The sequence below is a fragment of the Streptomyces liangshanensis genome (assembly GCF_011694815.1).
Lineage (GTDB): Bacteria > Actinomycetota > Actinomycetes > Streptomycetales > Streptomycetaceae > Streptomyces > Streptomyces liangshanensis.
In genome coordinates, this window is the sequence record NZ_CP050177.1 from 1,471,368 (window position 1) to 1,497,388 (window position 26,021).

Annotated in this window: 22 protein-coding genes; 14 read left to right on the plus strand and 8 right to left on the minus strand. The window is 72.6% G+C overall.

The annotated features are described in order from the left end of the window. Positions 1 to 315 precede the first annotated feature (315 nt). Both HA039_RS06425 and HA039_RS06430 read left to right on the plus strand, forming a co-directional pair. Positions 316 to 2,154: a PucR family transcriptional regulator ligand-binding domain-containing protein gene (locus HA039_RS06425; protein ID WP_167036317.1), complete on the plus strand. Its 1,839-nt coding sequence runs from the start codon at positions 316 to 318 to the stop codon at positions 2,152 to 2,154. Between the two features lie 353 nt (positions 2,155 to 2,507). Next, the gene (locus HA039_RS06430; protein WP_167025060.1) at positions 2,508 to 3,284 is read left to right on the plus strand and encodes a hypothetical protein; all 777 of its coding nucleotides are present in this window, start codon (positions 2,508 to 2,510) and stop codon (positions 3,282 to 3,284) included. A gap of 146 nt (positions 3,285 to 3,430) precedes the next feature. Here HA039_RS06430 and HA039_RS06435 read toward each other — a convergent pair whose 3' ends face one another. Further along, positions 3,431 to 5,230: an ABC transporter ATP-binding protein gene (locus tag HA039_RS06435; protein WP_167025063.1), complete on the minus strand. Its 1,800-nt coding sequence runs from the start codon at positions 5,228 to 5,230 to the stop codon at positions 3,431 to 3,433. Then, on the minus strand, positions 5,227 to 6,969 hold the full coding sequence (locus HA039_RS06440; protein ID WP_167025066.1) for an ABC transporter transmembrane domain-containing protein: 1,743 nt from the start codon (positions 6,967 to 6,969) through the stop codon (positions 5,227 to 5,229). The genes HA039_RS06435 and HA039_RS06440 overlap by 4 nt, the downstream gene beginning before the upstream one ends. A 326-nt stretch (positions 6,970 to 7,295) precedes the next feature. On the opposite strand from HA039_RS06440, the gene HA039_RS06445 reads away from it, so the two are divergent. The 7 genes from HA039_RS06445 (at position 7,296) to HA039_RS06475 (ending at position 13,340) form a co-directional block, all read left to right on the plus strand. Beyond that, positions 7,296 to 8,468: an ATP-binding protein gene (locus HA039_RS06445; protein WP_167025069.1), complete on the plus strand. Its 1,173-nt coding sequence runs from the start codon at positions 7,296 to 7,298 to the stop codon at positions 8,466 to 8,468. Next, a complete protein-coding gene (locus HA039_RS06450) occupies positions 8,465 to 8,869 on the plus strand; it encodes a roadblock/LC7 domain-containing protein (RefSeq protein ID WP_167025072.1) in 405 nt (134 codons plus the stop codon). The genes HA039_RS06445 and HA039_RS06450 overlap by 4 nt, the downstream gene beginning before the upstream one ends. Further along, positions 8,866 to 9,246, plus strand: a complete 381-nt coding sequence (locus HA039_RS06455; RefSeq protein WP_167025075.1) for a DUF742 domain-containing protein — start codon at positions 8,866 to 8,868, stop codon at positions 9,244 to 9,246. Before HA039_RS06450 ends, HA039_RS06455 begins: the two co-directional genes overlap by 4 nt. Continuing rightward, entirely contained in the window at positions 9,221 to 9,814 is a 594-nt protein-coding gene (locus HA039_RS06460) for a GTP-binding protein (protein ID WP_167025078.1), read from the plus strand. The genes HA039_RS06455 and HA039_RS06460 overlap by 26 nt, the downstream gene beginning before the upstream one ends. 11 nt (positions 9,815 to 9,825) lie before the next feature. Further along, positions 9,826 to 11,196, plus strand: a complete 1,371-nt coding sequence (locus tag HA039_RS06465) for a cytochrome P450 (RefSeq protein ID WP_167025081.1) — start codon at positions 9,826 to 9,828, stop codon at positions 11,194 to 11,196. A gap of 85 nt (positions 11,197 to 11,281) precedes the next feature. After that, positions 11,282 to 12,571 (plus strand): cytochrome P450, encoded by a 1,290-nt coding sequence (locus HA039_RS06470; protein WP_167025083.1) that lies wholly within the window; start codon positions 11,282 to 11,284, stop codon positions 12,569 to 12,571. Positions 12,572 to 12,584: 13 nt separating this feature from the next. After that, the gene (locus HA039_RS06475; RefSeq protein WP_167025086.1) at positions 12,585 to 13,340 is read left to right on the plus strand and encodes an enoyl-CoA hydratase/isomerase family protein; all 756 of its coding nucleotides are present in this window, start codon (positions 12,585 to 12,587) and stop codon (positions 13,338 to 13,340) included. A gap of 43 nt (positions 13,341 to 13,383) precedes the next feature. Here the strand turns inward: HA039_RS06475 and HA039_RS06480 are convergent, their stop codons facing one another. After that, entirely contained in the window at positions 13,384 to 14,253 is an 870-nt protein-coding gene (locus tag HA039_RS06480) for a GntR family transcriptional regulator (RefSeq protein ID WP_243869219.1), read from the minus strand. 118 nt (positions 14,254 to 14,371) lie between these two features. Between HA039_RS06480 and HA039_RS06485 the strand changes: the two genes are divergently transcribed. Continuing rightward, positions 14,372 to 15,220, plus strand: coding sequence for a (2Fe-2S)-binding protein (locus HA039_RS06485; protein ID WP_167025089.1), 849 nt, complete (start codon positions 14,372 to 14,374; stop codon positions 15,218 to 15,220). Between the two features lie 293 nt (positions 15,221 to 15,513). After that, the gene (locus HA039_RS06490; RefSeq protein WP_167025092.1) at positions 15,514 to 16,572 is read left to right on the plus strand and encodes a DUF2637 domain-containing protein; all 1,059 of its coding nucleotides are present in this window, start codon (positions 15,514 to 15,516) and stop codon (positions 16,570 to 16,572) included. Between the two features lie 133 nt (positions 16,573 to 16,705). Here the strand turns inward: HA039_RS06490 and HA039_RS06495 are convergent, their stop codons facing one another. From HA039_RS06495 to HA039_RS06505, 3 genes are all read right to left on the minus strand, one after another. Continuing rightward, the gene (locus HA039_RS06495) at positions 16,706 to 17,098 is read right to left on the minus strand and encodes an ATP-binding protein (RefSeq protein WP_167025095.1); all 393 of its coding nucleotides are present in this window, start codon (positions 17,096 to 17,098) and stop codon (positions 16,706 to 16,708) included. A 116-nt stretch (positions 17,099 to 17,214) separates the two neighbouring features. Continuing rightward, the gene (locus tag HA039_RS06500) at positions 17,215 to 18,957 is read right to left on the minus strand and encodes a pyruvate dehydrogenase (RefSeq protein ID WP_167025098.1); all 1,743 of its coding nucleotides are present in this window, start codon (positions 18,955 to 18,957) and stop codon (positions 17,215 to 17,217) included. A 98-nt stretch (positions 18,958 to 19,055) separates the two neighbouring features. Then, positions 19,056 to 21,446, minus strand: a complete 2,391-nt coding sequence (locus tag HA039_RS06505; protein ID WP_167025100.1) for a protein phosphatase 2C domain-containing protein — start codon at positions 21,444 to 21,446, stop codon at positions 19,056 to 19,058. 434 nt (positions 21,447 to 21,880) lie between these two features. Here HA039_RS06505 and HA039_RS06510 point away from each other — a divergent pair, with 434 nt between their 5' ends. The 3 genes from HA039_RS06510 to HA039_RS06520 all read left to right on the plus strand — a co-directional run bounded on the left by HA039_RS06510 (position 21,881) and on the right by HA039_RS06520 (position 23,833). Beyond that, positions 21,881 to 22,873 carry a helix-turn-helix domain-containing protein gene (locus HA039_RS06510; RefSeq protein ID WP_167025102.1) on the plus strand — a complete coding sequence of 331 codons (993 nt, stop codon included), beginning with the start codon at positions 21,881 to 21,883 and terminating at the stop codon, positions 22,871 to 22,873. Positions 22,874 to 22,957: 84 nt separating this feature from the next. Further along, on the plus strand, positions 22,958 to 23,440 hold the full coding sequence (locus HA039_RS06515; protein ID WP_167025105.1) for a DUF456 domain-containing protein: 483 nt from the start codon (positions 22,958 to 22,960) through the stop codon (positions 23,438 to 23,440). A 27-nt stretch (positions 23,441 to 23,467) separates the two neighbouring features. Continuing rightward, positions 23,468 to 23,833, plus strand: coding sequence for a PPOX class F420-dependent oxidoreductase (locus HA039_RS06520; protein ID WP_167025108.1), 366 nt, complete (start codon positions 23,468 to 23,470; stop codon positions 23,831 to 23,833). 64 nt (positions 23,834 to 23,897) lie between these two features. Here HA039_RS06520 and rsgA read toward each other — a convergent pair whose 3' ends face one another. Together rsgA and HA039_RS06530 are read right to left on the minus strand one after the other, a co-directional pair. Next, positions 23,898 to 25,055 carry a ribosome small subunit-dependent GTPase A gene (gene rsgA, locus HA039_RS06525; RefSeq protein WP_167025111.1) on the minus strand — a complete coding sequence of 386 codons (1,158 nt, stop codon included), beginning with the start codon at positions 25,053 to 25,055 and terminating at the stop codon, positions 23,898 to 23,900. A 286-nt stretch (positions 25,056 to 25,341) separates the two neighbouring features. Continuing rightward, the gene (locus HA039_RS06530) at positions 25,342 to 25,938 is read right to left on the minus strand and encodes a DUF6461 domain-containing protein (protein WP_243869222.1); all 597 of its coding nucleotides are present in this window, start codon (positions 25,936 to 25,938) and stop codon (positions 25,342 to 25,344) included. Positions 25,939 to 26,021 lie beyond the last annotated feature (83 nt).

Sequence of the window (26,021 nt, forward strand, 5' to 3'; positions counted from 1 at the left end):
CTCCTCTCGATCGTTCGCGGTCGGGCGATTCCTGATCGGGCGGGGACGGCCGGCCCTGTTCATGAACTGTTCACGCGGTGTGCCGCGAGTACACGCACCAGTACACCGGGAGTGCGCCGCCCGGGGCAGTCACGGAAACCATGAAGGGGTTGGCCGAGCGTGCGCGGCGTCTTGTAGATTCGAACGAATGGCGAGCCTCGCTTCCCTTCCCTCCCTGCTGGAATCGGCTCCTGGAATCGGATCCCGGAGTCGGCTCACGAAATCAGCTCATGAAATCGGCTCGCGACATTGACGAGAAAGATCGGCGGCGAAGAGATGCGGCTGCGCGCACTGCTGGAGACCGACGCGCTGGGCCTGCGGCTGCTGGGCGGCGCGGGTGAGCTGGACCGCGGTGTCCGTGGCGTCATGACCACCGATCTGCGGGACCCGAGCCGCTACCTGTCCGGCGGCGAACTGGTGTTGACAGGTCTCGCCTGGCGGCGCGCCCCGAAGGACTCGGAGCCGTTCGTACGGATCCTCGACGCGGCCGGGGTCGCGGGGCTCGCGGCGGGTGAGGCGGAGCTCGGGCACATCCCGGAGGACCTGGTCACGGCGTGCGTACGGCACCGGCTGCCGCTGTTCGCGGTACGGGAGGACGTGGCCTTCGCGACGATCACCGAGCACGTCGTCCGGCAGGTGTCCGGGGAGCGGGCCGGGGATCTGGCGGCCGTGGTGGACCGGCACCGCAGGCTGATGACGTCGGGGCCGGCGGGCGGGGGGCCCGAAGTGGTGCTGGGCCTGCTCTCCTCGGACCTGGACCTGCGGGCGTGGGTCCTGACGCCGACCGGGCGGCAGGTCGCGGGCGGTGGCGCGCCGCTGGCCGCGTCCCGGGCGGCGGCGCTGGCGGCGGAGCATCTGGCGGCCACCCGTTCGGGACGGAGGTCGCCCTATCGGGTGACCGTCGCGGGGACGGCGTACTCCCTCTTCCCGATCGGGGACCCGGGGCGCGGGGCGTCGCCGGCCGCCGTCAAGGACGTGCGCGAGACCGTGTTGTCGGACTGGCTCCTCGCCGTCGAGGCGGACGCGGGCGAGTGGCCGGCGGAGCGGCTGGACCTGCTCCAGGGGGTGGCGCAGCTGATCTCGGTGGAACGGGACCGGCGTGACGCGTCGCGTACGGTACGGCGGCGGCTCGCCCAGGAGGTCGTGGACCTGGTCCAGGACGGGGCGGCCCCGGCGGAGATCGCGGCGCGCCTGCGGGTCGCCGCACCGGTGCTGCTGCCGGGGGTGGGGGCGGCTCCGCACTGGCAGGTGGTGGTGGCCCGGGTGGAGTGGGCGGGTGGGGAGGAGAGGTCGGCGCACGCGGCGGGTCCCGTCGCGCAGGCGGTCCTGGAGGAGATCCTGACCGACCGCACCCCACCGGGGACGGCGCCGGGGACGGACCTGTCGGACCGCATCGCGGTGGCCCATGCGGACGGCGAGGCGATCGCATTGGTACCGCTGGCCTGGACGGCGACGGACTTGGGGGCGGGCGCTTCGGGTGCGGGTGGCTCGGAGGCGGGCGCTGGGGGCACGGGCGCTTCGAAGGCGGGCGCTGCGGGTGGCTCGGAGGCGAGCGCTGCGGGTCCGGGTGCTTCGGGTACGGGCGCCGCCGCCGCCGACGTCGCGGTCGATCACCGGCCCGGGCTGGACGCCGAGGCCTTGTTGGGGGCCGTGCGGGGGACGTTGGGGGCCGGGCTCGGGGAGGACGGGCGGCTGACGCTCGGCGTGAGCGCCGCCGTGCACTCGGCCGAGGGACTGCGCGGCGCGCTGGAGGAGGCCCGGCACGCCCGTCGCGTCGCGGCGGCGCGGCCGGGGCGGGTCAGCGCGGCCGGGCACCACGAACTGGCCTCGCACGTCCTGCTGCTGCCCTTCGTCCCCGACGACGTCCGACGGGCGTTCACGGCACGGCTGCTGGACCCCCTGCGGGAGTACGACAAGCGCCACCGCGCGGAGTTGATCCCCACGCTGGAGGCATTCCTCGACTGCGACGGCTCCTGGACCCGCTGCGCCGCACGGCTGCACCTCCACGTCAACACCCTGCGCTACCGGGTCGGCCGCATCGAGCAGTTGACCGGCCGCGACCTGTCCCGCCTGGAGGACAAGTTGGACTTCTTCCTCGCGCTGCGGATGAGCTGAGCGCCGAGGCCGGCGCGCGGACCGTCACCGCGTGCCGTGTTGACCGCCGTCACCCGCCGAGAACGCCAGGATCCTCAGGAGATCGAACGAGGCCGCGGGACCGGCCGGAAGCCTTCCCTCCGCACGACCCGACACCCCCCGTTTCCCGGCCGTCCCCCCAGGTGACAGCCCCGCGAGGGGTGGCGCCCCCGCCGGCGGGACCGGCGTAACGCCCTTGTCCCCGGCACTTCGTTGCCCTCACCACCGACCACGGCATTGTGAAATTTTTCACCTGTCCTCTTGGCCCAGCGTGCCGATCCGTGCTGAGATGCGTCCACACCCAACAGCACAATGGCGCGCTCGGGGAGGGCAATGTGGCGCATACCGCCATGTCTGGTTCCGGAACCACTGCCGGTGACGACCCACTCCAGACCGCGGTATGGCGGCTGCGCTCGCGCGGTTGCTGGACCGACGCAGCGGCCCTGCTCGCACCGCACGCCGCCGACCCGGCCCCCGCGCTCCAGCGCGCGTCCCTGCTCGTCGAGCGATGTCTGTTCACGGCGAAGGGCTGGGCGGAGGCCGAGGACGCGCTCCGGGTCGCCGAGGCCACGGCCCGCGAGGACGGCGAACGCGGCGCCGCCGCCTGCGAACGCGGCCATCTCGCCTACGCCTCCACGGTCCTCCACGTGCGCGACCGCGCCGACGAGGCGCGCGCCGCGCTCAGCCGTGCGGCGGCGCTGATCCACCCGAGCGCCCAGGGCCGCGCCCTGCTCGACTTCCGGCGCGGGCTGTTCGCCGAGCACGTCGCCGACTCGCCCCAGTCCGCCCGCGCCGCGTACCGCAGGGCCCACGCCGCCGCCACGGCCCACGAGGAGACCCTGCTGCTCTCCTTCACCTGGCGGCATCTGGCCGGGCTGGCCCTGCGTGAGGGCGAGTTGGCGGAGGCGAGACACGGCTTCGGCGAATCGCTGCGGATCCGCGAGGAGTTGGGCTATCTCGTCGGTACGGCCCCGGCCCTCGCCGCGCTCGCCGACGCGGAGCCCGAACCGGAGGCGACCAGGCTGCGCGCCGAGGCCGGGCGTCTCTTCCGGCTCCTCGGTGGCGTACCGACCTGGCTGGCCGACCAGTTGACCCCACCGACACCGGTGTGACCGACCGGACGGGTGGGCGCGGGCGCTGCGGGCATCGTGACGACGTGCTCTCTCGGGCTCGAAGAGGATCACTGGGGAAGATCACCGTGGAAGATCTTCGTACAGGGCGGCCGGTGCCGGACACAAGGCCGCCCGCCGATTCGTGATCACAGAGTGATCGAATCCGACCGGTCGCCCGGCGGCCGGGGGTGCGGGGTCCGCGTGGGCGGTTCGCCGTGCCAGGAGCGCCAGAGGGCCGCGTAGGCTCCCTCGCGCGCCACCAGCTCCTCGTGCGTGCCCAGTTCGGTCAGCCGGCCGCCGTCCAGGACCGCGACCCGGTCGGCGTCCCGGGCGGTGTGCAGGCGGTGGGCGATGGCGATGACCGTGCGGCCTTCGAGGACGGCGGCCAGCGCGCGTTCGGTGTGACGGGCGGTGGCCGGGTCCAGCAGGGCGGTCGCCTCGTCGAGGATCAGGGTGTGCGGGTCGGCCAGGACCACGCGGGCCAGGGCGAGTTGCTGGGATCTCGCGCCGTCGGTAGGGGTGCCGCCGGCGCCCAGTCCGGTGTCCAGGCCGCCGGGCAGTTCGCCGACCCAGTCGGCGCCGACCGCCCGGAGCGCCGCGAACAGCTCGTCGTCGGTGGCGGCCGGGGCGGCGATCAGCAGGTTGTCCCTGACCGTGTCGGCGAAGACGTGGTGCTCCTGGGTGACCAGGACGACCTGGCGGCGCAGTTCGTCGGGCCCCAGGGCGGCGATCGGGACGCCGCCGACGGTGACGGCGCCGGTGTGCGGCCGGTCGATGCCCGCCAGCAGGCGGCCGAGGGTGGACTTGCCGGCGCCCGACGGGCCGACCAGGGCGAGCCGTTCGCCGGGCCGTACCGTCAGGTCGACGCCGTGCAGGACGTCCCGGCCGCCGTCGTAGGCGTACCGGGCGCCGGACACCTCGATCAGGTCGCCGGCGGGCGCGGGGCCGGGTCCCGGGGCGGTGACCGGTTCCTGGCCCAGTCCCTCGATCCTGGCGAACGAGGCCCCGCTGCTCTGGAGTTGGTCCACCCACCGCAGGATCGTGTCGAGCGGGCCGTCCAGTTGGCGCAGGTACAGGGCGCAGGCGACGACCGTGCCGAGCGGGACGGCGCCGCGGTCGAGCAGCGCCCCGCCGACGAGGAGGACGGCGACGACCGGCACGGCGTACGAGACGTCCACGACCGGGAAGAGCACGCTGCGCAGGAAGAGCGTGCGGGTGCGGGTGCGCCGGCAGTGCTCGACGGCTTCGTGGCAGGCGGCGATCCGCCGCTCCCGGAGGCCGAGCGCCTCGACGGTACGGGCGCCGGCCGCGGTCGCCGAAAGCACCTCGGCCATCGCGGAGTTGGCGGCGCCCTCGGCGAGGTAGCCGCCGTGGGCGCGGCGCAGGTACCAGCGGGTGACGCACCAGATGCCGATCAGGCCGAGCAGCCCGCACAGGCCGAGCCGCGCGTCGAGGACGAAGACGGCGCCGAGGACGAACACGATCTGGAGGCTCGCGATGAACACGTCGGGTCCCGCGTCCCGCAGGGTGGTGCTGACCTGGGGGACGTCGGCGGCGCCGCGGGCGGCCAGGTCGCCGGTGCCCGCGCGTTCGGCCGCCGAGGCGGGCAGGGCGAGTGCGCGGTCGACCAGTTGTTCCCGGATCCTCGCGGAGGTGCGTTCGCCGAAGCGGTGGCCGACGAACCGGGCCTGGCGAGTGAGGAGGAACTGCGCGAGCGCGCAGACGACGATGACCAGGGCGTACCGGTCGACGGCCCGTGTCCCCTCCCCCGCGTCGACGGCGTCGACGATGCGGCCGAGCAGCCAGGGGCTGACGAGCCCGGCCGCCGCCGCGAGCGCGTTGAGGAGGAGCAGCGCGCTGAAGGCGACGGCGTCCCGGCGGATCAGCCCGAGCGCCGCGCGCCGGACCTGGCGGGGCGTGGCGACGGGCAACTGCCGGGCGGTCATGGGGTTTTCCTCTCGACGTACGCGTCGGAGCCGCGCGAGACGACCGCCCGGTATCCGCTGTCGCCGCGCAGGAGTTCCTGGTGGGTGCCGACGGCGGTCACCCGGCCGTCGGTGAGGAAGCAGACGGTGTCGGCCTGGGCGAGCAGCAGCGGTGAGGTGCTGGTGACCAGGGTGGTACGGCCCTGGCGGGCGGCGCGCAGCCGGGCGGCGACGGCGGCCTCGGTGTGGGTGTCGACGGCGGAGGTGGGTTCGACGGCGAGCAGGACCTCGGGGTCGGCGAGCAACGCGCGGGCCAGTCGCAGGCGTTGGCGCTGGCCGCCGGAGAGGTTGCGGCCGCCCGCGTCGATCGCCGAGTCCGCGCCGTCCGGCAGCCCGAGGACGATGTCCTGGGCGGCGGCGGTGAACAGGGCCCGGGTGAGGGCCTGTTCGTCGCGGTCCTCGCGGCCGGCGAGGACGTCGCGCAGGGTTCCGGCGAACAGGTCGGCCTCGTTGTCGGCGACGAGGATCCGCTCGCGGACCTGGGGCAGGGCCGTCACGTCGAGGCGGGTGCCGCCCCAGGTGGCGTCCGAGCCGGCGAAGCGGGCGAGCCGGTCGACGACGGCGGCGCAGTCCGCGGGGCGGGCGCCGACGAGGACGGTCAGGGTGCCGGGCGTGACCTCGACGCCGGAGGCGGGGTCGTGGAGCACGGCGGGCCCGCGGGGCGCGTCCACGGCGTCCGCCGCGTCCACGAGGTCGCGTTCCAGGCCGAGGAACCGGACGACGCGGCGGGCGGCCACCATCCCGCGGGTGACCTGGTAGCCGCCCTCGACGAAGAACGCCACGGGGACGACGAGGACGGCGACGTACCCGTACACGGCGACCAACTCCCCCACGGAGATGGTCCCCTGCGCGGCCATCCTCGCGGCGAGCCAGGTCACGGCGGCGAGGAAGAGCGCGGGCAGGCCGGGTCCGAGGGCGTCGATCCAGCTGGTGACCGACCCGACGCGGTAGCCCTCCTCCCGCAGCCGCTCCGAGTCGCGCCGGTAGCGGGCGGCGTGGACGTCCTTGCCGCCGAGACCGCTCAGGACCCGCAGGCCGCCGACGATGTCCACGAACCGCCCGGCCAGGGCGCCCTGTTGTTCGCGGTACGCGCCCTCCGCGCCCTGCAACCGTCCCAGCAGCGGGCCCACGGCGAGGGCGAGCAGCGGCACCCCGAGGAGGACGACCAGGGCGAGGAGCGGGGAGACGGCGAGGAGGAGCGCGGCCACGACGAGGTACGCGAGGACCGCGCCGATCCCGGGCCCGGTGACGGTCATCGACCAGGAGATCGCGGCGACGTCACCGATCCCGATGGTGACGACCTCCCCCGCCGACGCCTGGCGCGGCAGGGCGGCGCCGAGGCGGGTGGCGTGCGCCACGACCACCCGTACGGTACGGAAGGTGGCGTCCATCCGGACCCTGGTCATGGTCCGGTGCCGCATGAGGCCCACCCACGCGTTGGCCGCGCCCAGGGCGAACAGGGCTCCGGTCCAGCCGGCGAGCGCCGTCCGGTCGCCCGCCCGCAGCCCGTCGTCGACGGCGCGGGAGAGGAGGTAGGGCGACAGGGCCAGCCCGATCATCCAGAGCGAGCCGAACAGGGCGCCGGCGAGGACGCGCCCGCGCTGGGCACACACCAGCCACCACAGATAGCGGAGCGGCCCCCGGCGGTCGGGGGAGCCGGGATCCGCGGGTGTGCCGGGATCCACAGGTGTGTCGGGCATGCACAGCACCCTAGCGGCCCGCACCCGGACACCCAATGGCCGCAAATGCGGACCGTTGCTGAATATCCGTCAGATGGGTAAAAGAGGGCACAGAACGGTATGGGTGGCCCGCCCATCTCGTGGTGCTAAGATCGCCACGCTTGCCAAGCGGTAGGAAAACCTGCTAAGGCATAAAGATATTCCGCGCACCGGCCCAGAATCCGCCACATCCGGGGGAGACCTATGCCATTAGCCGGGCCTTTCACGGCTGTCCGGCAGGCGAGCACGCGCGGCCGACCGTGCATTCATGTCCGCACCTGGTTGCCCATTCGCCCGAAGAGAGCCCTATGACGCAATACTTTCAGGATCCAGCGCTTTGGGGACTTATCGCTGGAACCCCCGTGGCCGCGACCGCGATCATTCGTGGTCGCAAGTCAGTCGCCGAGCTGCGGAAAGAGAAGGAAGAACTCAAGCGACACTACGCGAATCTGGAGGACCATTACGCCGAGGCCGTGGAAGAGGCCAAGGACCGCGCGGAGGAAGCCACCAAGACGGCTCTCAAGTCCGCCATGCGGACCCTTCAGGGTCTGGCGAGCGAGCAGCAGCTCGCGATCACGAAGATTCAGGACAAGTACGGCGAGCTCCAGATTCTTCAGGATCTCCTCGACATCGACCACATGAATTCGCAGTTCGCCCGGCGTGCGCAGTCGATCGCCGTGCTCTGCGACGGATGGCTCGGCCGGCAGCGCGCCGCGGCGTCCCTCTATGACGTGGTCCGCAGCGCCAAGGGCCGTATCCGCCACTTCACCCGAGTGGAGATCCGGGCCCAGAGCAATTTCGCCATCGTCAGCCGCGCCGTCGAACCGGTCGCGCTCACCCTGGCCGAACTGCTGGACAACGCGACCAGTTACTCGGCGCCGGAAACGATGATCGAGATCAACATCCGGCCCGTTCCCAAGGGTGTCTGCATCGTCGTCGACGACGCCGGTGTCGGCATGAACGAGGAGGAGAAGGCCAGGGCCGCCAAGCTCCTGTCGAGCGATCGCGCGCCCGGTGTCTCCGGTCTCGGGAACCCCCCGCAGTTCGGCTTCACGGTGATCGGCGTGCTCGCCGCCCGGTACGGCTTCAGCGTCTCCGTCGACTCCACGTCGCCGTACGGCGGGGTGCGCGCGGTGGTGCTGCTCCCCGACGACCTGCTCACGTCCATGCCAGAGCCCGAGGAGATTCCAGCCGTGGCCGCCTCCTCCCCGCGCTCCTCCCCGCTGCCGTCCGAACAGGAAGCGACGGACGACGACACGTCGTTCGCGGACTCCCCGGCCGCCCCCTCCACCACGTTCGGCGGCCTGCCCAAGCGGCGCCGGCGCGGCGCGATCTCCATCGTGCCGACGGCGGGCGGCGCACCGGAGGCGCCCGCCCGCGACAGCGAGAAGGCGGCGTCCGTGATGGGCGCGTTCCAGCGGGGCACCCAGTCGGGCCGTCGTTCCACCAATACCAGCAGTGAAGGGCATGAGGCGCAGTGAACTACGATCTCTCGTGGATGCTTGACAGTGCTCTGGAAGTGCCCGAAGCACGTCACGCCATTCTGGTTTCCGCGGACGGCCTCCTCATGGCCCGTTCGAAGGATGTCGGAAAGGACCACGCCGACACCGTCGCCGCCGCGATGAGCGGAATGCAGTCGCTCAGCCGTACGGTCGCCGACTTCTGCGGCAGCCCCGATCATCAGCGTCCCCAGTGGCGTCAGACCCTGGTCGAATTCGACCACGGCTGGGTCTTCCTGATATCGGCCGGAGAGGGCGCCTATCTTGCCGTCTCCGCCTCGCCCGAAGTCGACATGGCTGAGATCACCTTCCGCATGCAGCAGCTGGTGGGCCAGCTCGGCAAGGCGCTCACCAGTCCCCCTCGGGAGGATGTGAAAGCATGACAACACCGGACGAGCCCGAGCTGGAACAAGAAACCACTCCATTAGTGCGACCGTATGTGATCACAAACGGTCGCGAGCTGCTCGATGACAACGATTTCTCACTGATCACTTTGATCACGGTGTCCGAGAACGCCCCGCAGAACGGGTTTCTCGACCCCGAGAAGCGGCGTCTCATGGAGCTGTGTTCCGGCGGTTTCCTCTCGGTCGCCGAGATAGCCGGGCACACCCACCTGCCCGTGGGCGTCGTCAAAATCCTTCTGCACGATCTCACCGCGGAGGGCTACCTCTACACCCGTGCTCCCATACCTCCGGCCAAACGTGTCGACAGGCAAATCCTCGAGGAGGTGCTGAATGGGCTCCAAGCTCGCTTCGGCTGACGGCGTCTACCTGCGCGATTCGGTGCAGACCGCGGCCAAGATCCTGGTGGTCGGTCATTTCGCGGTGGGAAAGACGACCTTCATCGGGACGATGTCCGAGATCCCGCCGCTGCGGACCGAGGAGGTCATGACACAGGCGGGCGCGGGGATCGACGATCTCAAGGGCACGCCGGGCAAGACCACGACCACCGTGGCGATGGACTTCGGACGGCTGACGCTCAGCGAGAAGCTGGTGCTCTACCTGTTCGGCACCCCGGGACAGCAGCGGTTCGTCCAGGTCTGGGAGGACATGTCACGCGGCGCCCTCGGCGCCCTGGTCCTGGTCGACCCGAACCGGCTGGAGGAGTCCTTCCCCGTGATGGACCTGGTCGAGCGGTACGGCATTCCGTACGCCATCGCCGTCAACCGGTTCGACGACGGCACTCCGGGCCACTCCGACGACGAGATCCGGGAAGCGCTCGACCTGCTCCCCGAGACACCGCTCGTCACCTGCGACGCGCGTGACCAGCGGTCGTCCGCCAATTCCCTCATCGTACTGGTCCGTTATCTCCAGTCGCGCCTCAACTAGGAGTCCCAGGCATGCAATCTCATTCGGAATTCCAGGCTCCGCCGCCCGGCTGCCCCGCGCACGACAGCGGTAAGAGCGTGCCCCTGTACGGGCCGGAGTTCGCCGCGGACCCGGACGGCTTCTACAGCTATCTGCGGCAGTTCGGCCCCGCCGCCCCGGTCGAGCTGGCCCCCGGCGTGGACGCCACGCTCGTCACGGACTACGCCGCCGCCCTGCACGTCCTCCAGAACCCGGACGTGTTCGCGCGCGACTCCCGCCGCTGGCGCGCCCTCAACGAGGGGCTGGTCCCCCCGGACAGCCCCGTCGTGCCGATGATGGCGTACCGCCCCAACTGCCTGTTCTCGGACGGCGCCGACCACCTGAGGCTCCGCCAGGCGGTCACGCACAGCATGGCGCGGGTGGACACCCACCGGCTGAGCCGTCACGTCGAGCGGGTGGCCGCGTACCTCATCGACCAGTTCAGCGGCCGGGGCCGGGCCGACCTGGTCAGCGACTACGCGCAGATGCTGCCCCTGCTCGTCATCAACGACCTGTTCGGCTGCCCGGCCGAGATCGGCGACCGCCTCGTCTTCGGCACCTCCGGGATATTCGACGGGGTGGACGCCGAGAACGCGAACGAGGTGCTGACGGAGGCTCTGATCGAGCTGGTCACCCTCAAGCGGACCACCCCGGGCGACGACGTCACCTCGTGGATGATGCAGCACCAGGCGAACCTGACCGACGAGGAGATGATCCACCAGCTGGTCACCCTCATCGCCGCGGGCACCCAGCCGATGCAGAACGTCATCGCGAGCGCCCTGCGCCTGATGCTGTCCGACGCCAAGTACGCGGGTGACCAGCACGCCGCCGGCATGCTGGTCGAGGACGCCATCAACGACGTCCTGTGGAACGGCCCGCCGCTGGCCAACTACGCCGTGCACTACCCCGTGTACGACGTGGACCTGTCCGGGAGCGCCCTGGACGCCGGCAGCCCGGTGCTCATCAGCTTCGCCGCCGCCAACACCGACCCCAGCCTGTCGATGAGCCGGCAGACGCTCAGCAAGCGGGCCCACCTCGCGTGGGGGGCCGGCCCGCACGCCTGCCCGGCCAAGGACCCGGCGCTGCTGATCGCCGTCCTGGCGATCGAGAAGCTCCTCAACACCCTGCCGGACATCGACCTGTCCGTGCCCGCCGACCACCTCACCTGGCGTCCCGGGCCCTTCCACCGCGCGCTCAGCTCGCTGCCCGCCCGCTTCACGCCGGTGCGCACCGAGAAGAAGAGGGCCGCGGCCCCGGTCCCGTCGGCGGGCCGTTCCGCCGGGAATGCCCCGACCCGTCCCGCGCACCACGGGCCGGAGAAGGGTAGCTGGTGGAGCGGGTTCCTCGGTTGGTGGAAGGTGTGACATTAACAACATTCCGCATAGTTTTCCGTTCGTATAAACGTTCGGCGACACGGGTAGACAGGACTGGCGATTCTCCCCTGACCTGATGAAAGCAGGAGTCATTGTGGAGCCAGCTGTTGCTGCCCCGCGCGCCGTTACCCCGCCCTTCGACCGGCGTTCCGTCGTTTCGCTCTTCTCGCGATTGCGTAAACCGGGGGGACAATGCAACCCTCTCCCTCTTTATGCGGAACTCCGGTCGATGGGAAACATCATTCCGGCGCCTTGGGGCGGACAACTCCTGACCTCCTTCGAACTCTGCGACCAGGTGTTGCGCAACAAGGCCTGGCTGGTGCCGGACGGCGACTGGCGGGCCCGGCAGGGAGCCGGGACCCGCTGGACCGCGGCATCCTCCCGCGAAATGAGCAAGACCCTTCCCGGGCTCAATCCCCCGCACCACACAAAGGTGCGGCGGTCGGCGGGCAACATGTTCGACCGGAAGTCCCTGGAATCCATCAAGGTCATGGTCGAGCAGGCCACCGACAACCTGCTCGACCGCCTCTCGCGCGCATTGCGGAACGGCGGCGAGGCCGATTTCAGCGCGCTGGTGAGCGAAGAACTCCCCGTGATGGCGATCGGCGGGTGGCTGGGAATTCCGCCCGGTGATTTCGCGCTGCTGCGGGAATTCACGCACGACCAGGTCTTCGCGCAGGAACTGCTTCCCTCGGCCAGCCAGCTCGCGCTCTCGGACGCCGCGACCGCCGGGCTGCGGGAGTACTTCATGGCGCTCGTCGCGCGGCGCCGCGAGACACCCGGCGACGACCCCGTCTCCGGCTGGATCCGGACCTGGGACGCCCTGGAGCCCGACCCCGAGGCGGCCGACGAGGCCGTCTACTTCCTCGCCCTGTTCGTGGTCCTCGCGGCGCTGGAGACCACCTCCAACCTGCTGTCCACCATGGTCTGGCTGCTCTCCGAGCACCCGTTGCAGATGGAGTGGCTGCGCTCGCACCCCCAGCACGTCGCGGGGGCGGTCGAGGAGGTCCTGCGCTACGACTCGCCGACCCATGTGGTGAGCAGGGTCGCCGGGGACGACCTCACCCTCGCGGGGGTGCCGGTCGCCAAGGACGAGATGGTCCACCTCATGGTCGGCGCGGCCAACCACGACCCCGCCCAGCACACGGACCCCGATATCTTCGACATCCGCCGCAAGGCCACCCATCTGAGCTTCAGCGGCGGAATCCACTACTGCCTCGGAGCGCCCCTGGCCCGGCTGGAGGCCACCACCCTGTTGACGGGTCTGCTGCGGCGCATTCCGCACCTGAGGGTCAGCCGTGAGCCGGAGTGGGCGCCCCGGGTGGCATTCCGGCGGCTCACCGCCCTGCACGTGGTCGAGTCATGAGAGTTGATCCCGCATGAGCGATTTCAAGACCCTTCGTCTTCTTCACGAAGGGGCCGTACTAGGAGTGGAGTTGAACAGTCCGGAAACCGGTAACGCGGTATCGGGACTGATGCTCGACGAACTGCTCGCCGTACTGGGCACGCTGGCCGACCGGCCCGATGTCCGGGTCCTGGTTCTCTCCGGGGCCGGGGACCACTTCTGTCTGGGCGCCGACCGCGCGGAGTTCGCCAAAATCATCGCGAACGATCCCGCGGACGGACGGCTTCGCGCACTCGGCACCAAGGCCCGCATGGTCTGCGACGCGCTCGCGACCTCCGACGTGGCCACCGTCGCCCGGGTGCACGGCGGGGTGATCGGCGCGGGGGTGGCGCTCGCCGTGTTCTGCGATCTGCGGGTGGGCGCGGAGGACTGCCGCTTCCGGCTGCCCGAGCTGGCCCTCGGCATGCCCCCCGCGTGGGGCGGCTCGCTGCCCCGGCTCATCCAGGAGGCCGGGGCCGCCCGCGTGCGTGAACTCCTCATGACCGGCGAGAACTTCACCGCCGCCAGGGCCGCGGACCTGTCCCTGCTCCACAAGGTGGTCCCGGTGGCGGAGCTGGACGACGCCGTCGACCGGTGGACCAGGCCGCTGGTGCGCAGGTCCGCCGCGGCGCTGCGGACGACGAAGATCATGATGAACGCGTACGCGTCGGCCGCTCGGCTCGCCGACGCCTCGCTGTTCGACGCGGAGTTGATGACGGTCGCGGTGGCGTCCCGGGCGGGACGGCGCTGAGCCGTACGAGTCCGGGCGCGGCGGGCCCCGGGCGGGGCAACCGCTACGCGCCGCCCCTGAAGTGCTCCCGTACGAGTGACTGCACCGCTGCCAGGTCCTGGGCGCCCAGGGCGTCGAGGAGCGCGGTGTGTTCCGCCGCGTCGGCCACGAGGTCGGCGCGGCGGACGGCCTCGGCGCCCACCAGCGGCCACTGGGAGCGGCGGTGCAGGTCGTCCGCGACCCGCACCAGCTGCTGGTTGCCCGCCAGGGAGAGCACCGCGCGGTGGAAGGCGCGGTCACGGTCCGCGTAGACGGCGCGGTCCCCCGCGGCGGCGGCCGCGCCCGTCGCCTCGGCCAGGGGCCGCAGCCCGGCCCAGCTCTCCGCCGGTACGGTACGGGCCAGCCGGAGCATCACCGGCACCTCGATCAGGGCCCGCAGCTCGGCCAGTTCGGCCAGTTCGACCGCGCTGCGCTCGGCGACCCGGAAGCCGCGGTTCAGGACGACCTCGACCGCGCCCTCCCGCGCCAGCTGTTGCATGGCCTCGCGGACGGGGGTCGCGGACACGCCGTACCGCTCGCCGAGGGCGGGGGCCGAGTAGACCTCGCCGGGGACGAGGTCGCCGCTGACGAGGGCGGAGCGCAGGGCGTCGAGGATCTGGCCGCGTACCGAATGGCGCCGTACCGGCCGGGGCACGGCCGGTTCGGGACCGCTGTACGCGTGCTCCGGGCGGCGGGCTCCCCCGTTCGGCCCCGTGCGGACCGGCCTTTCGGGGTGGCCGGGCGGCTCGGTGCGGGCGGGCGCGACACGGCCGGCCGCGGGGGGCGCGGACGGTGACGTACGTGACTGCTTCGGCACCCGGTCGGGGGGTGTGGAGGCGTACGGCGGGGGCGCGGTCCGCTCCCGCCCGCCGTCCTGCTCCAGACTTCGCTCCACCCGGTCCCACCTCCGCTCCTCCCTGCACGATAGGCGGGCGGGGCCGCAGTTCAAAGAGCGGAAGTCTCGGGTAAGGTAAGGCTTACCTGCAAACGATCGCGATTCGGTGGTCCCCTGCATGACCCTTCCCGCCCCGCCGCCCCGCTTCCCGGCCTCGCCGGTCACGGAGTCCTACGCCCGGCTGACCGAGGTCTTCCCGTCGCTGCGCGTCGACGAGATCGCGGCCGGCGGAGCGCTGCCGCGCGACGGGGGCTGGGTGGGCGCGGCCGATCTGGCCGCCGGGGGCCCCGGCCTCGACACGTTCCTCGGCTGGGACGAGGCGCAGATCCTGCGGGACTACGGGCGGCAGGGGCGCCCCGACGTGGTGGCGAGCTTCGCGCTGCACCGCTACGCGTGGCCCGCCTGCCTGCTGGTGACCCTGCCGTGGTTCCTGCACCGCCGGGTGCCGCGGGTGCCGGTGGCGGACGTGGCCTTCCAGCGGGTGCTGGGCCGGATGGCCGTACGGATCGGGTCGTTCGCCTGCCTGCCCGGCGATCCCGCGGCCGGTCACCCCGACGCCCGGGTCGTGCCGGACGAGGAGGCCCTGCGCGGCGAGGTGCGCGCGGCCGTCGCGGAGCACCTCGGCCCGGTGCTGGAGGGGTTCGCCCCGCGGATGCGCCGGGGGCGCCGGGCGCTGTGGGGCATGGCGACGGACGAGATCGTCGAGGGCCTCTGGTACGTCTCGCACCTGCTGGGCGAGGAGCGGCGGGCGATGGCCGAGCTGGAGCTGCTGCTGCCGGGCGCGACGGGGCCGTACGTGGGCGCCGCGGGCTTCCGCGACCTGACGGGACCGGACGGCGCGGCGCTGGCCACCCGCGACCGGGCGAGCTGCTGCCTCCACTACACACTGCGTCCCGACGACACGTGTGTCACCTGCCCGCGTACGTGTGACGCCGACCGCGTCGGAAAACTCACCGCGGCCGTCTGATCCGGCTCCGACCCCACACCGACCCGGCTCTGACCTCGTACTCCGGCCACACTCCGGCCGTACGACAGGTGCTCCCACCTGACGTACCGTCACCCGGCGGCTCCACGCCCCCCGCAGGGGTGATATTAATCGGACATGACAGCCGCTTTGCGCACGGCAGTTCGAGCCGAGCGTGCCTATTTGCGTGCCTCTCCGCCTCGTTGGCGTTGTCTTGGCCCAAAACCCCCTGAGGGGCACCGCACTTCCGCCAATATGGCGCCCGATACGCCCTACTGCGATGCAAGGAACACCGCATGCGACTGACCGACATATCGCTGGACTGGCTGCTCCCCGGCGGCGTGCTGCTCGTCGGAATCCTGGTGGCGGTGGCGATCCTCGCGCGCGGCAAGCGCGCCGGTGAGAAGACCGCGACCGAGGACTCCTGGGAGCGCACCGAGGAGCGCCGCAGGCGCAAGGAAGCGATCTACGGGACCGCCTCCTACGCCCTCCTCTTCTGCTGCGCCGCGGTGGCCGCGGCGCTCTCCTTCCACGGCCTGGTCGGCTTCGGCCAGGAGAACCTGAACCTGACCGGCGGCTGGGAGTACCTCGTCCCGTTCGGCCTGGACGGCGCGGCGATGTTCTGCTCCGTGCTGGCCGTGCGCGAGGCCAGCCACGGTGACGCGGCTCTCGGCTCGCGGCTGCTGGTGTGGCTGTTCGCCGGCGCGGCGGCGTGGTTCAACTGGGTCCACGCGCCCCGGGGCCTCGGCCACGCGGGCGCGCCGCAGTTCTTCGCCGGCATGTCCCTCTCGGCCGCGGTCCTCTTCGACCGCGCACTGAAGCAGACCCGCCGTGCGGCGCTGCGCGAACAGGGCCTCGTGCCCCGCCCGCTGCCGCAGATCCGGATCGTGCGGTGGCTGCGCGCGCCCCGCGAGACCTTCGGCGCCTGGTCGCTGATGCTGCTCGAAGGCGTCCGCACCCTGGACGAGGCCGTCGAGGAGGTCCGGGAGGACAAGCGGACGAAGGAGCAGAACCGGCACCGCAGGCGGGAGCAGCAGAAGCTGGACCGGGCGCAGATCAAGGCGCTCAACCGGCAGCACCGCGCCTGGGGCCGGGGACGCGGCGGCGGGCGTCAGATCCCGCTGCCCGCCGTGGCCTCGCCAGGAGGGTCCGTGCCGGCCGTCGAGGCCGCCGCGGAGCCCGCCATAACCGAGCCGGGACAGCTGCCCTATCGCTCCCGGCTCTCCCTCCAGCCCGTGACGGGCAGTGAGACCCCGCGTACCGTCGACCTCACGGCGGAGGACGACACGCAGGCACTGCCGCGGCTCGACTCGCTGGAGCGCAAGCTCAAGGACCTGGAGCAGCAGTTCGGCTGAGGTCCCCACCGCGCGCGGCCCGCGCGGGAGTTCGCACCTACCGGACCGGCGTGACGGAACGTTCGTCACGCCGGTCCGGTGCGTGTGCGGCACGGTGCTGGTACGGCGTCGTACGCCTGCGTCCCCCGCGGCCTCAGGCGGCCTCGCCGTTCATCTCGAACCAGACCACCTTTCCCAGTGGCCTCGCCCGTATCCCCCAGTCGTCCGCGAGACTGCGCACCAGCGCGAGCCCCCTGCCGTGCGTGGCGTCGTCGGCGGCCCGCACCGGGGCCACCGGTGGTCCGGCGGGCGGCGCGTCGAAGTCCCGTACCTCCACGCGCAGTCGTGAGTCCGCGATGGTCGCCGTGACCACCGCGCCGCGCTCCGTGTGCACCAGCGCGTTGGTGACCAGCTCACTCATGAGCAGCTCGGCCACCTCCGCGCAGTCTCTCTCCTGCCAATGTCTCAGCAACTCCCGTAAGGCGTGACGCACCTCCGGGACGGCCGCGAGATCGGCGCCTCCCATACGGCGCCGCAGTCCAGCCATCCTTCTGTCCCCCCGCTCGTACCGGCTTCTACTCCTGTCTCGAATACGTACAGGAGATGCATGCCCGACGGGGGGCCGCTCACGCATCCTGATCAGGATCGTGGGGGCGCACGGAGTCAGGGACGGGGCACGTTACGGAGGTTGGAGCGCGCCATCTGGACCATGCGCCCCACTCCGCCGTCCAGGACCATCTTGCTGGCCGAAAGTGCGAAGCCGGTGACCATCTCGGCCTTGATCTTGGGCGGGATGGAGAGCGCGTTCGGGTCGGTCACCACGTCGACGAGCGCGGGGCCCTTGTGCTTGAAGGCTTCCTTGAGCGCGCTGTCGAGCTGGCGGGGCTTCTCGACCCGTACCCCGAAGGCGCCGGCGGCGCGCGCGATCGCCGCGAAGTCGGGGTTGTGGTTGGTGGTGCCGTACGACGGGAGTCCGGCGACCATCATCTCCAGCTCCACCATGCCGAGGGAGGAGTTGTTGAAGAGGACCACCTTCACCGGCAGGTCGTACTGGACGAGGGTGAGGAAGTCCCCCATCAGCATGGAGAATCCGCCGTCGCCCGACATCGCGACGACCTGGCGGCCGCGGTCCACGAACTGCGCGCCGATCGCCTGCGGCAGGGCGTTGGCCATCGAACCGTGGCTGAACGAACCGATCACGCGGCGGCGGCCGTTGGGGGTGAGGTAGCGGGCGGCCCAGACGTTGTTCATGCCGGTGTCGACGGTGAAGACGGCGTCGTCGTCGGCGAGTTCGTCCAGGACGGACGCGACGTACTCGGGGTGGATCGGGGTGTGCTTCTCCACCTTGCGGGTGTACGCCTTGACCACGCCTTCGAGGGCGTCGGCGTGCTTCTTGAGCATCTTGTCGAGGAACTTGCGGTCCGTCTTCGCCTTGACCCGCGGGGTCAGGCACCGGAGCGTCTCGCGCACGTCGCCCCACACCGCGAGGTCCAGCTTGGAGCGGCGGCCGAGCCGCTCGGGCCGTACGTCGACCTGGACGATCTTGACATCGTCGGGGAGGAAGGCGTTGTACGGGAAGTCCGTGCCGAGCAGGATCAGCAGGTCGCACTCGTGGGTGGCCTCGTAGCAGGCGCCGTAGCCGAGGAGCCCGCTCATGCCGACGTCGTACGGGTTGTCGTACTGGATCCACTCCTTGCCGCGCAGGGCGTGGCCGACCGGGGACTTGACGCGCTCGGCGAACTCCATGACCTCGGCGTGCGCGCCGGCCGTCCCGCTGCCGCAGAAGAGCGTGACGCGCTCGGCCTCGTCGATCATGCGGGCGAGCTTGTCGATCTCGGTGTCGCCGGGGCGTACGGAGGGGCGCGAGGTGACCAGCGCGTGCTCCGGCGCCTGCTCGGGGGCGGGCGCGTCGGCGATGTCGCCCGGGAGGGTGACGACGCTGACCCCGCCCTGGCCGACCGCGTGCTGGATCGCGGTCTGGAGGAGGCGGGGCATCTGCTTCGGGTTGGAGATCATCTCGCTGTAGTGGCTGCACTCGCGGAACAGCTGGTCGGGATGGGTCTCCTGGAAGTAGCCGAGGCCGATCTCGCTGGAGGGGATGTGCGAGGCGAGGGCGAGGACGGGGGCCATGGAGCGGTGGGCGTCGTACAGGCCGTTGATGAGGTGCAGGTTGCCGGGGCCGCAGGAGCCGGCGCAGGCGGCGAGCTTGCCGGTGACCTGGGCCTCGGCGCCGGCCGCGAAGGCGGCGGTCTCCTCGTGCCTGACCTGCACCCATTCGATGGCGGAGTTGCGGCGGATGGCGTCGACGACGGGGTTGAGGCTGTCGCCGACGACGCCGTACAGCCGCTGGACGCCCGCCTTGGCGAGGATGTCGACGAACTGCTCCGCCACGTTCTGCTTGGCCATGGGAAGGGGGCCTCTCTGGTCTCCGGTCGGCGTGGGTTGACGGGCCCGGGCACGGTCCCGCGACCGGGCCCGGGTCCATCAACCCACGCCGGGCACGGTTACGCCTCCCAGACCGCGACGGCCGTGCGGTCGTCCGCGTACCCCTTGACCCTCAGTTGGGTGTCCGCGAGATAGGACGCCAAACCTGGCGGTTCGGCGGAGGCCCAGCGCTCCGCGAGCTCCGCCGCGAGGGCCGGGACGCCGCGCAGGGGTTCGGCGAGGCCGGGGCTGCACAGCAGGAGCGTGTCGCCGGGCTGCGCGACCGAGGCGCGGAAGCGGAACGGTTCGGCCTGCGGCGGTACCGGCTTCTCCACGTACGGGGCGGGTGGTGTCGGGATCCCGAGGTCCATGGTCAGCCGCTCGCCGCGCGGGGGCTCGGCGGGGCGGGAGCCGAAGCCGACGACCGGGTCGCCGGTGAGGGCGGCGGGGTCGGGGACGTCGGGCTCCAGGTCCTGCCAGGCGCCGTCCCTGAGGCGGAGGAGTCCGCCGCCTCCGACGCCGAAGAAGACGCGGGTGCGGCAGGCGGGGTCGGCGGGGAGCAGCAGGCAGCGCAGGCTCGCGGTGTACGCGTCGGGCGGGAGGTCCAGTTCGGCGGCGCGGGCGCGGAGCTTGCCGTAGCCGCGGTCGGTGAGGCGTTGCAGGCCGGCCTTGAGGTCGCCCCTGCGGCCGGCCCTTATGTCGTCGGAGAGCCGGGCGTGGCTGCGGCCGACGGCACCGCCGATCCAGTGACAGGCGTCGGCGGCGGCGAGGTGGGCGCCCTCGGTGGCGCGGACGCCGGTGGCGACGGCGACGAGGATGAGCGCGGTGTCGCCCTCGCCGAAGCGGGCGGTGAGGAGGGTGTCGCGGCGGGGCTCGCCCCGGTAGCGCGCGGAGTCCCCCCGTACGGACGCGGCGCGCAGGGTGTACGTGCCGTAGCGGGCGCCGTCGAGCACGGTGTCGGCGACGAGCTCGCCGAGGCGGTCGGGGTGGGCGGGGGGCAGGGCGGTGGGGTCGGGGTCGTAGGTGGGCGGGCCTCCGCCGAGGTACGCGACGCCGGGGCGGCCCTCGCCGGGGAACTCCTCGGCGCTGTCCCGCCCGGCGGCGGCCCGCGCCATGACGGACCCCCCGTCCGCACCCCCGTCGCCCCGCTCCCCCCACCCGACGGCCCGCACGGGAGCGTGGGGCCGGTCGCCGACCCGAGGGTCGTTGCCGTGGGCGGCGGCGGGGATGTCGCGTGGCCGAGGCGGCGGCGGGGCGGGCGCTCCGCCCACGGCGGGCAGGGCGAGCTCCGGGCCGTCCGGCAGGGTGCGCGGGCCCTCGGGGGCCGCGGGCGCGGCCCGGGGACCCGACGGCCGGGGGCCGCCTGCGGGCGGGGCGGGGGGTCCCGCAGTCGGCGCCGAGCCTGCGGCAGGCGGGGCGAGCTCCGGCCCGTCGGGCAGGGTGCGCGGGCCCTCGGGCGCTGCGGGCGCGGCCCGCGGACCCGACGGCTGGCGGCCGCCCGCGGGCGGGGCGGGAGGTCCCGCGAGTCCGGCGTCGGTCACGGGCGGGGCGGGCTGTGGGCCGGCGGGGGCGGGACCGGTGGCGGGCGGGGCGTACGGGCCAAGGGGGCCGTCCTCGCCTGCGGGCGCGCTGTTCGGGCCTTCGGGCCGGGGGCTGGCGACGGGGCGGGCGGGTGCCGGAGGCGTCGGGGCGGTCGTGGGCCGGGTGGGTGCGTCCGAGGGGCGCGGTGGTACGACTCCGGCGTCGGACTTCCCTGCCGGGGCGGCCGGGCCCCAGGCGGCGCCCGGCGCGGCACGCGGGGCCTCGGCGGGGGGCCGAACGCCGTCCGGCCATGCCTCCGCGCCCGAGGGCGCCATGGGGCCCGGCGACGTGGAGGACGCCTCAGCCGAGGAGCGGGTGTTCGCGTCCGCGTCCGACGGCGGCTCGGCTCCAGCGGGATCCACGTCCGGCCGGCGGGTCGTCTCCGCCGGTCCGGCCGCCGGCGGAACGGCATCCGCGAGCGGGCGGGGCGAGGCGAGGCGAGGCTCGGGCTCCGGAGGCGGGCCCCACGGGCGGCCGGGCTCCACCCGGGGCCCGGGCGGGGACTGCCGGGTCGGGGGAGGGGTCGAGGTCGGCGGAGGTTCGGGGGTCGACAGGGGCTCAGGTGGTTGCCGAGGTTCAGGGGTCGACGACGGTTCGGGTGTCTGCCGGGGTTCGGGGGGCGGCAGGGCCTCAGGGGGTGGTGGGGTCCAGGGGGTGGGTGTGGCGGGGTCGGGCGGGGGTGGGAGGGGCTTCGTGTCCGTGGGGGCGTACGGCGGGGGCTGCTGCTCCCACCAGGCCCGTGGCCTCCGCGTCTCCGGGGACGCCACCGCGTCCACCGCCGAGGCGAAGTGGTCGTCGAGCGCGTCCCCCTCGCCCATGTCCCGCGCGGAGTCGTCGTACAGACGATTCCACCAGTCGTCGGCGTCCGGCCGCTCCCCCTGCTCGCTCATGCCCCTATCTTCGACCGCGGCGGGGAGGAGAAAACGGGGCGACCGGAAAAATTAAGACCGGCTCCGGGAGACCGGGCCGGAATGTGAGTCCGCCGGGCGACCCCACCCCCCACGGGAAGGACGCCCGGCAGACGTTCACAGTGTCAGCGCGGGGCAGATGCGCCGGCGCGGAGACCGGGGGCATCACCCTCCCCGAGCAAATCCAGGTCAGGCTGCCCAAGGGGCAGGTGACCGGGCTCTGTTGCTGCTGTGATGGCGCCACCTTCGCAGAGCGCGGGGCCGAAAGGGGATGATGGAGGCGGCGGGTTTACGCCGTGGCCGGTTTCCGCCACCGTTCGCGGCGCGAACAGGACGTTCCCGGCGGATGATCCATCGGGTGTCCAGGGCAGGCGGGCGCCGGGCCACGGCCGCATACGGTGAGGAAGGGTGCAGGGGTGCTGGGAGCGATAGGTCTCGACGAGCGACAGGAGTCCGCGTACCGCGCGCTCGTGGCCATCGGCGCCGCGGACGTCCCCGATCTCGCCCACCGCCTCGCCCTGCCCGAGGCGGACACCGAGCGGGCCCTGCGCCGCCTGGAGCGCCAGGGCCTGGCCGCGCAGTCCTCCGCCCGTACCGGCCGCTGGGTCGCCGCACCGCCAGCCGTCGCGCTCGGCGCGCTCCTCACCCAGCACCGCCACGAGCTGGAGCAGGCCGAGCTGGCCGCGGTGCTGCTCGCCGAGGAGTACCGCGCCGAGGCCAGGGAGCCCGCCGTGCACGACCTGGTGGAAGTCGTGACGGGGGCCAGTGCCGTCGCGCACCGGTTCGTGCAGTTGCAGCTCGGCGCCACCTCGGAGGTCTGCGCCCTGGTCACCGGCAAGCCCGTCGCCGTGACCGGCATGGACAACGAGGCCGAGGAACGCGCCGCGACCCGGGGCGTCGCCTACCGCGTCGTGATCGAGCGCGAGGTCCTCGCCGCGCCCACCGGCGTCACCGAACTGTCCGCGGCCCTCGGCAGGGACGAGCAGGTACGGGTCACCGAACGGGTCCCCACCAAGCTCGTGGTCGCCGACCGGAACCTGGCCATGGTGCCGCTCACCGGCCGGGGCGCGGAGCCCGCCGCCCTGGTCGTCCACGCGAGCGGGCTGCTGGAGTCGCTGACGGGCCTGTTCGAGGCGGTGTGGCGCGATGCCCTGCCGCTACGGCTGGGGTCCGGCGACGAGATCCTGGAGGACGCCCCGCCGGGACCGGACTCGACGGACCTGGAGGTGCTGTCCCTGCTGCTCGCCGGGATGACCGACGCGAGCGTCGCCAAACAGCTGGACCTGGGGCTGCGGACCGTACAGCGGCGGGTGAAGGGGCTGATGGAGCTGAGCGGGGTGACCACCCGGTTGCAGCTCGGCTGGCACGCGTACGAGAAGGGCTGGGTGGCGCGCGAACCCCGCGCCTGAGGCGCCGGCGCCCGGAGGTACGTCCCGCCGCCGCCCGCCCGGCCGCGACCTGCGGGACCGCGTCCGTTCCGGCACGCTGGGCAGATGGACGTGTGGCAGCTGGTGCTGGTGGGGCTCGTCATGCTCCTCGGCCTGTTCGGCGTGCTGATCCCCGGCGTCCCGGGCCAGGCCATCGTCTGGGCCGCCGTCCTGTGGTGGGCGCTGGCGGACACCACCCACGCGGCCTGGGTCGTCCTGATCGGCGCCACCGTCCTGCTGCTGCTCAACCAGGCGCTCCGACCGCTGCTGCCGTCCCGGCGGAGAACCAGGACCGGGGCGCCCCGCCGTACCGTGCTGGTCGGCGGGACCACCGCGATCGTCGCGTTCTTCGTCGTCCCCGTCATCGGCGGGATCCTGGGCTTCGTCGGGGGCATCTACGGCGCCGAGCGGATCCGGCTCGGCAGCCACCGGGACGGCTGGGCCTCGACCCGTACCGTCATGCGCACCGCGGGGTACCCCCTGTTGGTGGAGTTGTTCGCGTGCCTCCTCGTGGTGGGCGCCTGGATCGGGGCGCTGATCCTGGGGTGAGCCGGCGAAGTCGTGTGAGTCTGGGGCATGACCGAATTCAGTGACGCCGAACGGGCGTACCTCAGGACCCAGCGGCTGGGGCGGCTGGCCACCGTCGACCCCCGGGGGCAGCCGCAGGCCAACCCGGTCGGCTTCCACCCGCAGGACGACGGGACGATCCTGGTCGGGGGGTACGCCCTCGGCACCACCAAGAAGTGGCGGAACCTGACGGCGAACCCCCGGGTGGCGCTGGTCGTCGACGACATCGTGAGCGTCACGCCGTGGAAGGTGCGCGGGGTGGACATCCGGGGGGAGGCGGAGCTGCTGACCGGGCCGCACGACCTCGGTCCGCACTTCAGCGAGGAGCTGATCCGTATCCACCCCAGGAAGATCCACAGCTGGGGCCTGGACTGACCCCGGGTGGGGTGCGGGGCGGTGATGGTCCGAACGACTGCCCACCGCCCCGCGCCCGCACCGGCTAGCGGAACTTCCCCCGCTTCGCCTCCATCGCCGCCCGTCCCTCGGCGCCCATGCGCTTCCAGTCGCGCCGGATCTCGGCCCGGAGCCGGGCGTCCGTCTTGGCGACGATGCGCTGGTTCTCCCGCAGGAGTTTGCGGTAGCTCTCCAGGCGCCGGTCGGAGAGCGAGCCGTCCGCCAGCGCGGCGAGCACCGCGCACCCCGGCTCCGTACCGTGCGCGCAGTTGTGGAAGCGGCACTCCGCGGCCAGCTCCTCGATCTCCGAGAAGACCTGGCCGACCCCGCTCTCCGCGTCGTACAGCCCGACCCCCCGCAGCCCGGGGGTGTCGATGAGCACGCCGCCCGCGGGCAGCACGATGAGGTTGCGGGTGGTCGTGGTGTGCCGGCCCTTGCCGTCGACGTCCCGGATGGCCTGCACCTCCATCAGCGGACCGCCGTAGAGCGCGTTGGCGAGGGTGGACTTCCCGGCGCCCGAGACGCCGAGCAGCACACTCGTACCGTCGGAGACCACGGCGGAGAGCACCTCGATCCCCTCGCCCGTCTCCGCGCTCACGGCGAGCACGGGCACGCCGGGCGCGGCGGCCTCGACGTCGGTGACGAGATGGGCGAGGACCACGGGGTCCGCCACCAGATCGGCCTTCGTCAGGACGATGAGCGGCGCGGCCTCGCTCTCCGGGGCGGACGCCGACCCGCGCAGCAGCGCCGCGCCGGTCGAGCTGGACATCGCGAGGGCGAGGAAGCGCTCGATGCGCCCGAGGTCCAGTTCCACCGCGAGCGACACGCAGATGACGATGTGGTCGACGTTGGTGGCGAGGACCTGGCCCTCCGAACGCTTCGACGAGGTGGACCGCACGAACGCGGTCCGGCGCGGCAGGAGCGTTCGTACGAACCGGGGGTCGCCGTCCGCGTCGAGCGCGGCCCAGTCGCCGGTGCAGACGATGCGCATCGGATCACGCGGGACGACGTACTCGGTGTCCGCCCGGACCGGACCGGCCGGCGTGACCACGTCGCACATGCCGCGGTCGACCCGTACGACCCGGCCGGGCACCAGGCCCCGCTCGGCGTACGGGGTGAACTCCGCCTCCCAGTCCGCGTCCCAGCCGTAGGGGGCGAGCGGGTGCGACGAAGCGGCCTCGGAAGAGGCAAAGGAGAAAGACAAGGGGGAACCCTTCACAAGGGTGGCCCCGGCCCGCGCCTCGGGCGCGGAAGCTCTGGATCGCGGAGAGTGCGGCAGAGACAGGTCAGCCGGTGGCCACAGGAGTGTCTGTGACGAACATCTGCTGAATGTGGGCAGCGCCCATCTCGACGGCAACCATCGGTCACACCTCCTGGCTCACACCACGGCTCGGCCAACGAACAACCACAAGGTAGCCCTCGCCCCCGAACGAACGCCAAGCATTTTTCCAACGCCCGGACCCGACGCCTTCCCGCGCCCCCTGACGTCGCTAGGCCGTGTCTGGCAGGGGAAGCAGCCTGCCGCTCCACCGCTCGTCGTCGGCGTCGCCGGGTGGCCGCAGCCGGATGCCGAAGGCGTTCTCCACCAGTGCCAGGACGCTGTGCAGGGGCGCGACCTGTCCGGGGACGAGCCCGAGGGGCCTCATGGCGTCGTCAAGTCCTGCCGGGTCCTGCCCGGCCGGTTCGATCGCCTGAAGCGTGTGGAAGTCGACGATGACCTCGCCGCCGACCGCGTACTTGAACCAGTGCATCGGCTTCTCGTTGTAGTGGAGCACGACGGCCTCCGTGCCCGCGGAGACGCGACTCACGATCCTCTCGTCGAGTCCGTGCACACCGCCCTGCTCCCACGCCCACGTCCAGGAGCCGTCGATGCCGCTGATGACGACGGGTTCCTCGTCGTCGAAGAGGTCTTCACCCAAGTCGTCCGACAGGTCCACGACGTCGCGAAGCGCCAGGGTCTCCGGATCCACCCCCATGCGGGTGAGCAGCTCCACGGGGGCCAGGTCCCGCACGAAGGTGAGGGTGTAGAAGGGGAAATCGCCCTCCCGGAACACGTCCAACCCGCGGGTCGTCCCGCTGCTCGTCATGCCGTGGATGCTGCCATACAGCACCGACAGGCTTCCCGGGCCGTCGGCCTCGGCAGATCGACGCGTCGGACGTCCTGTCCCCG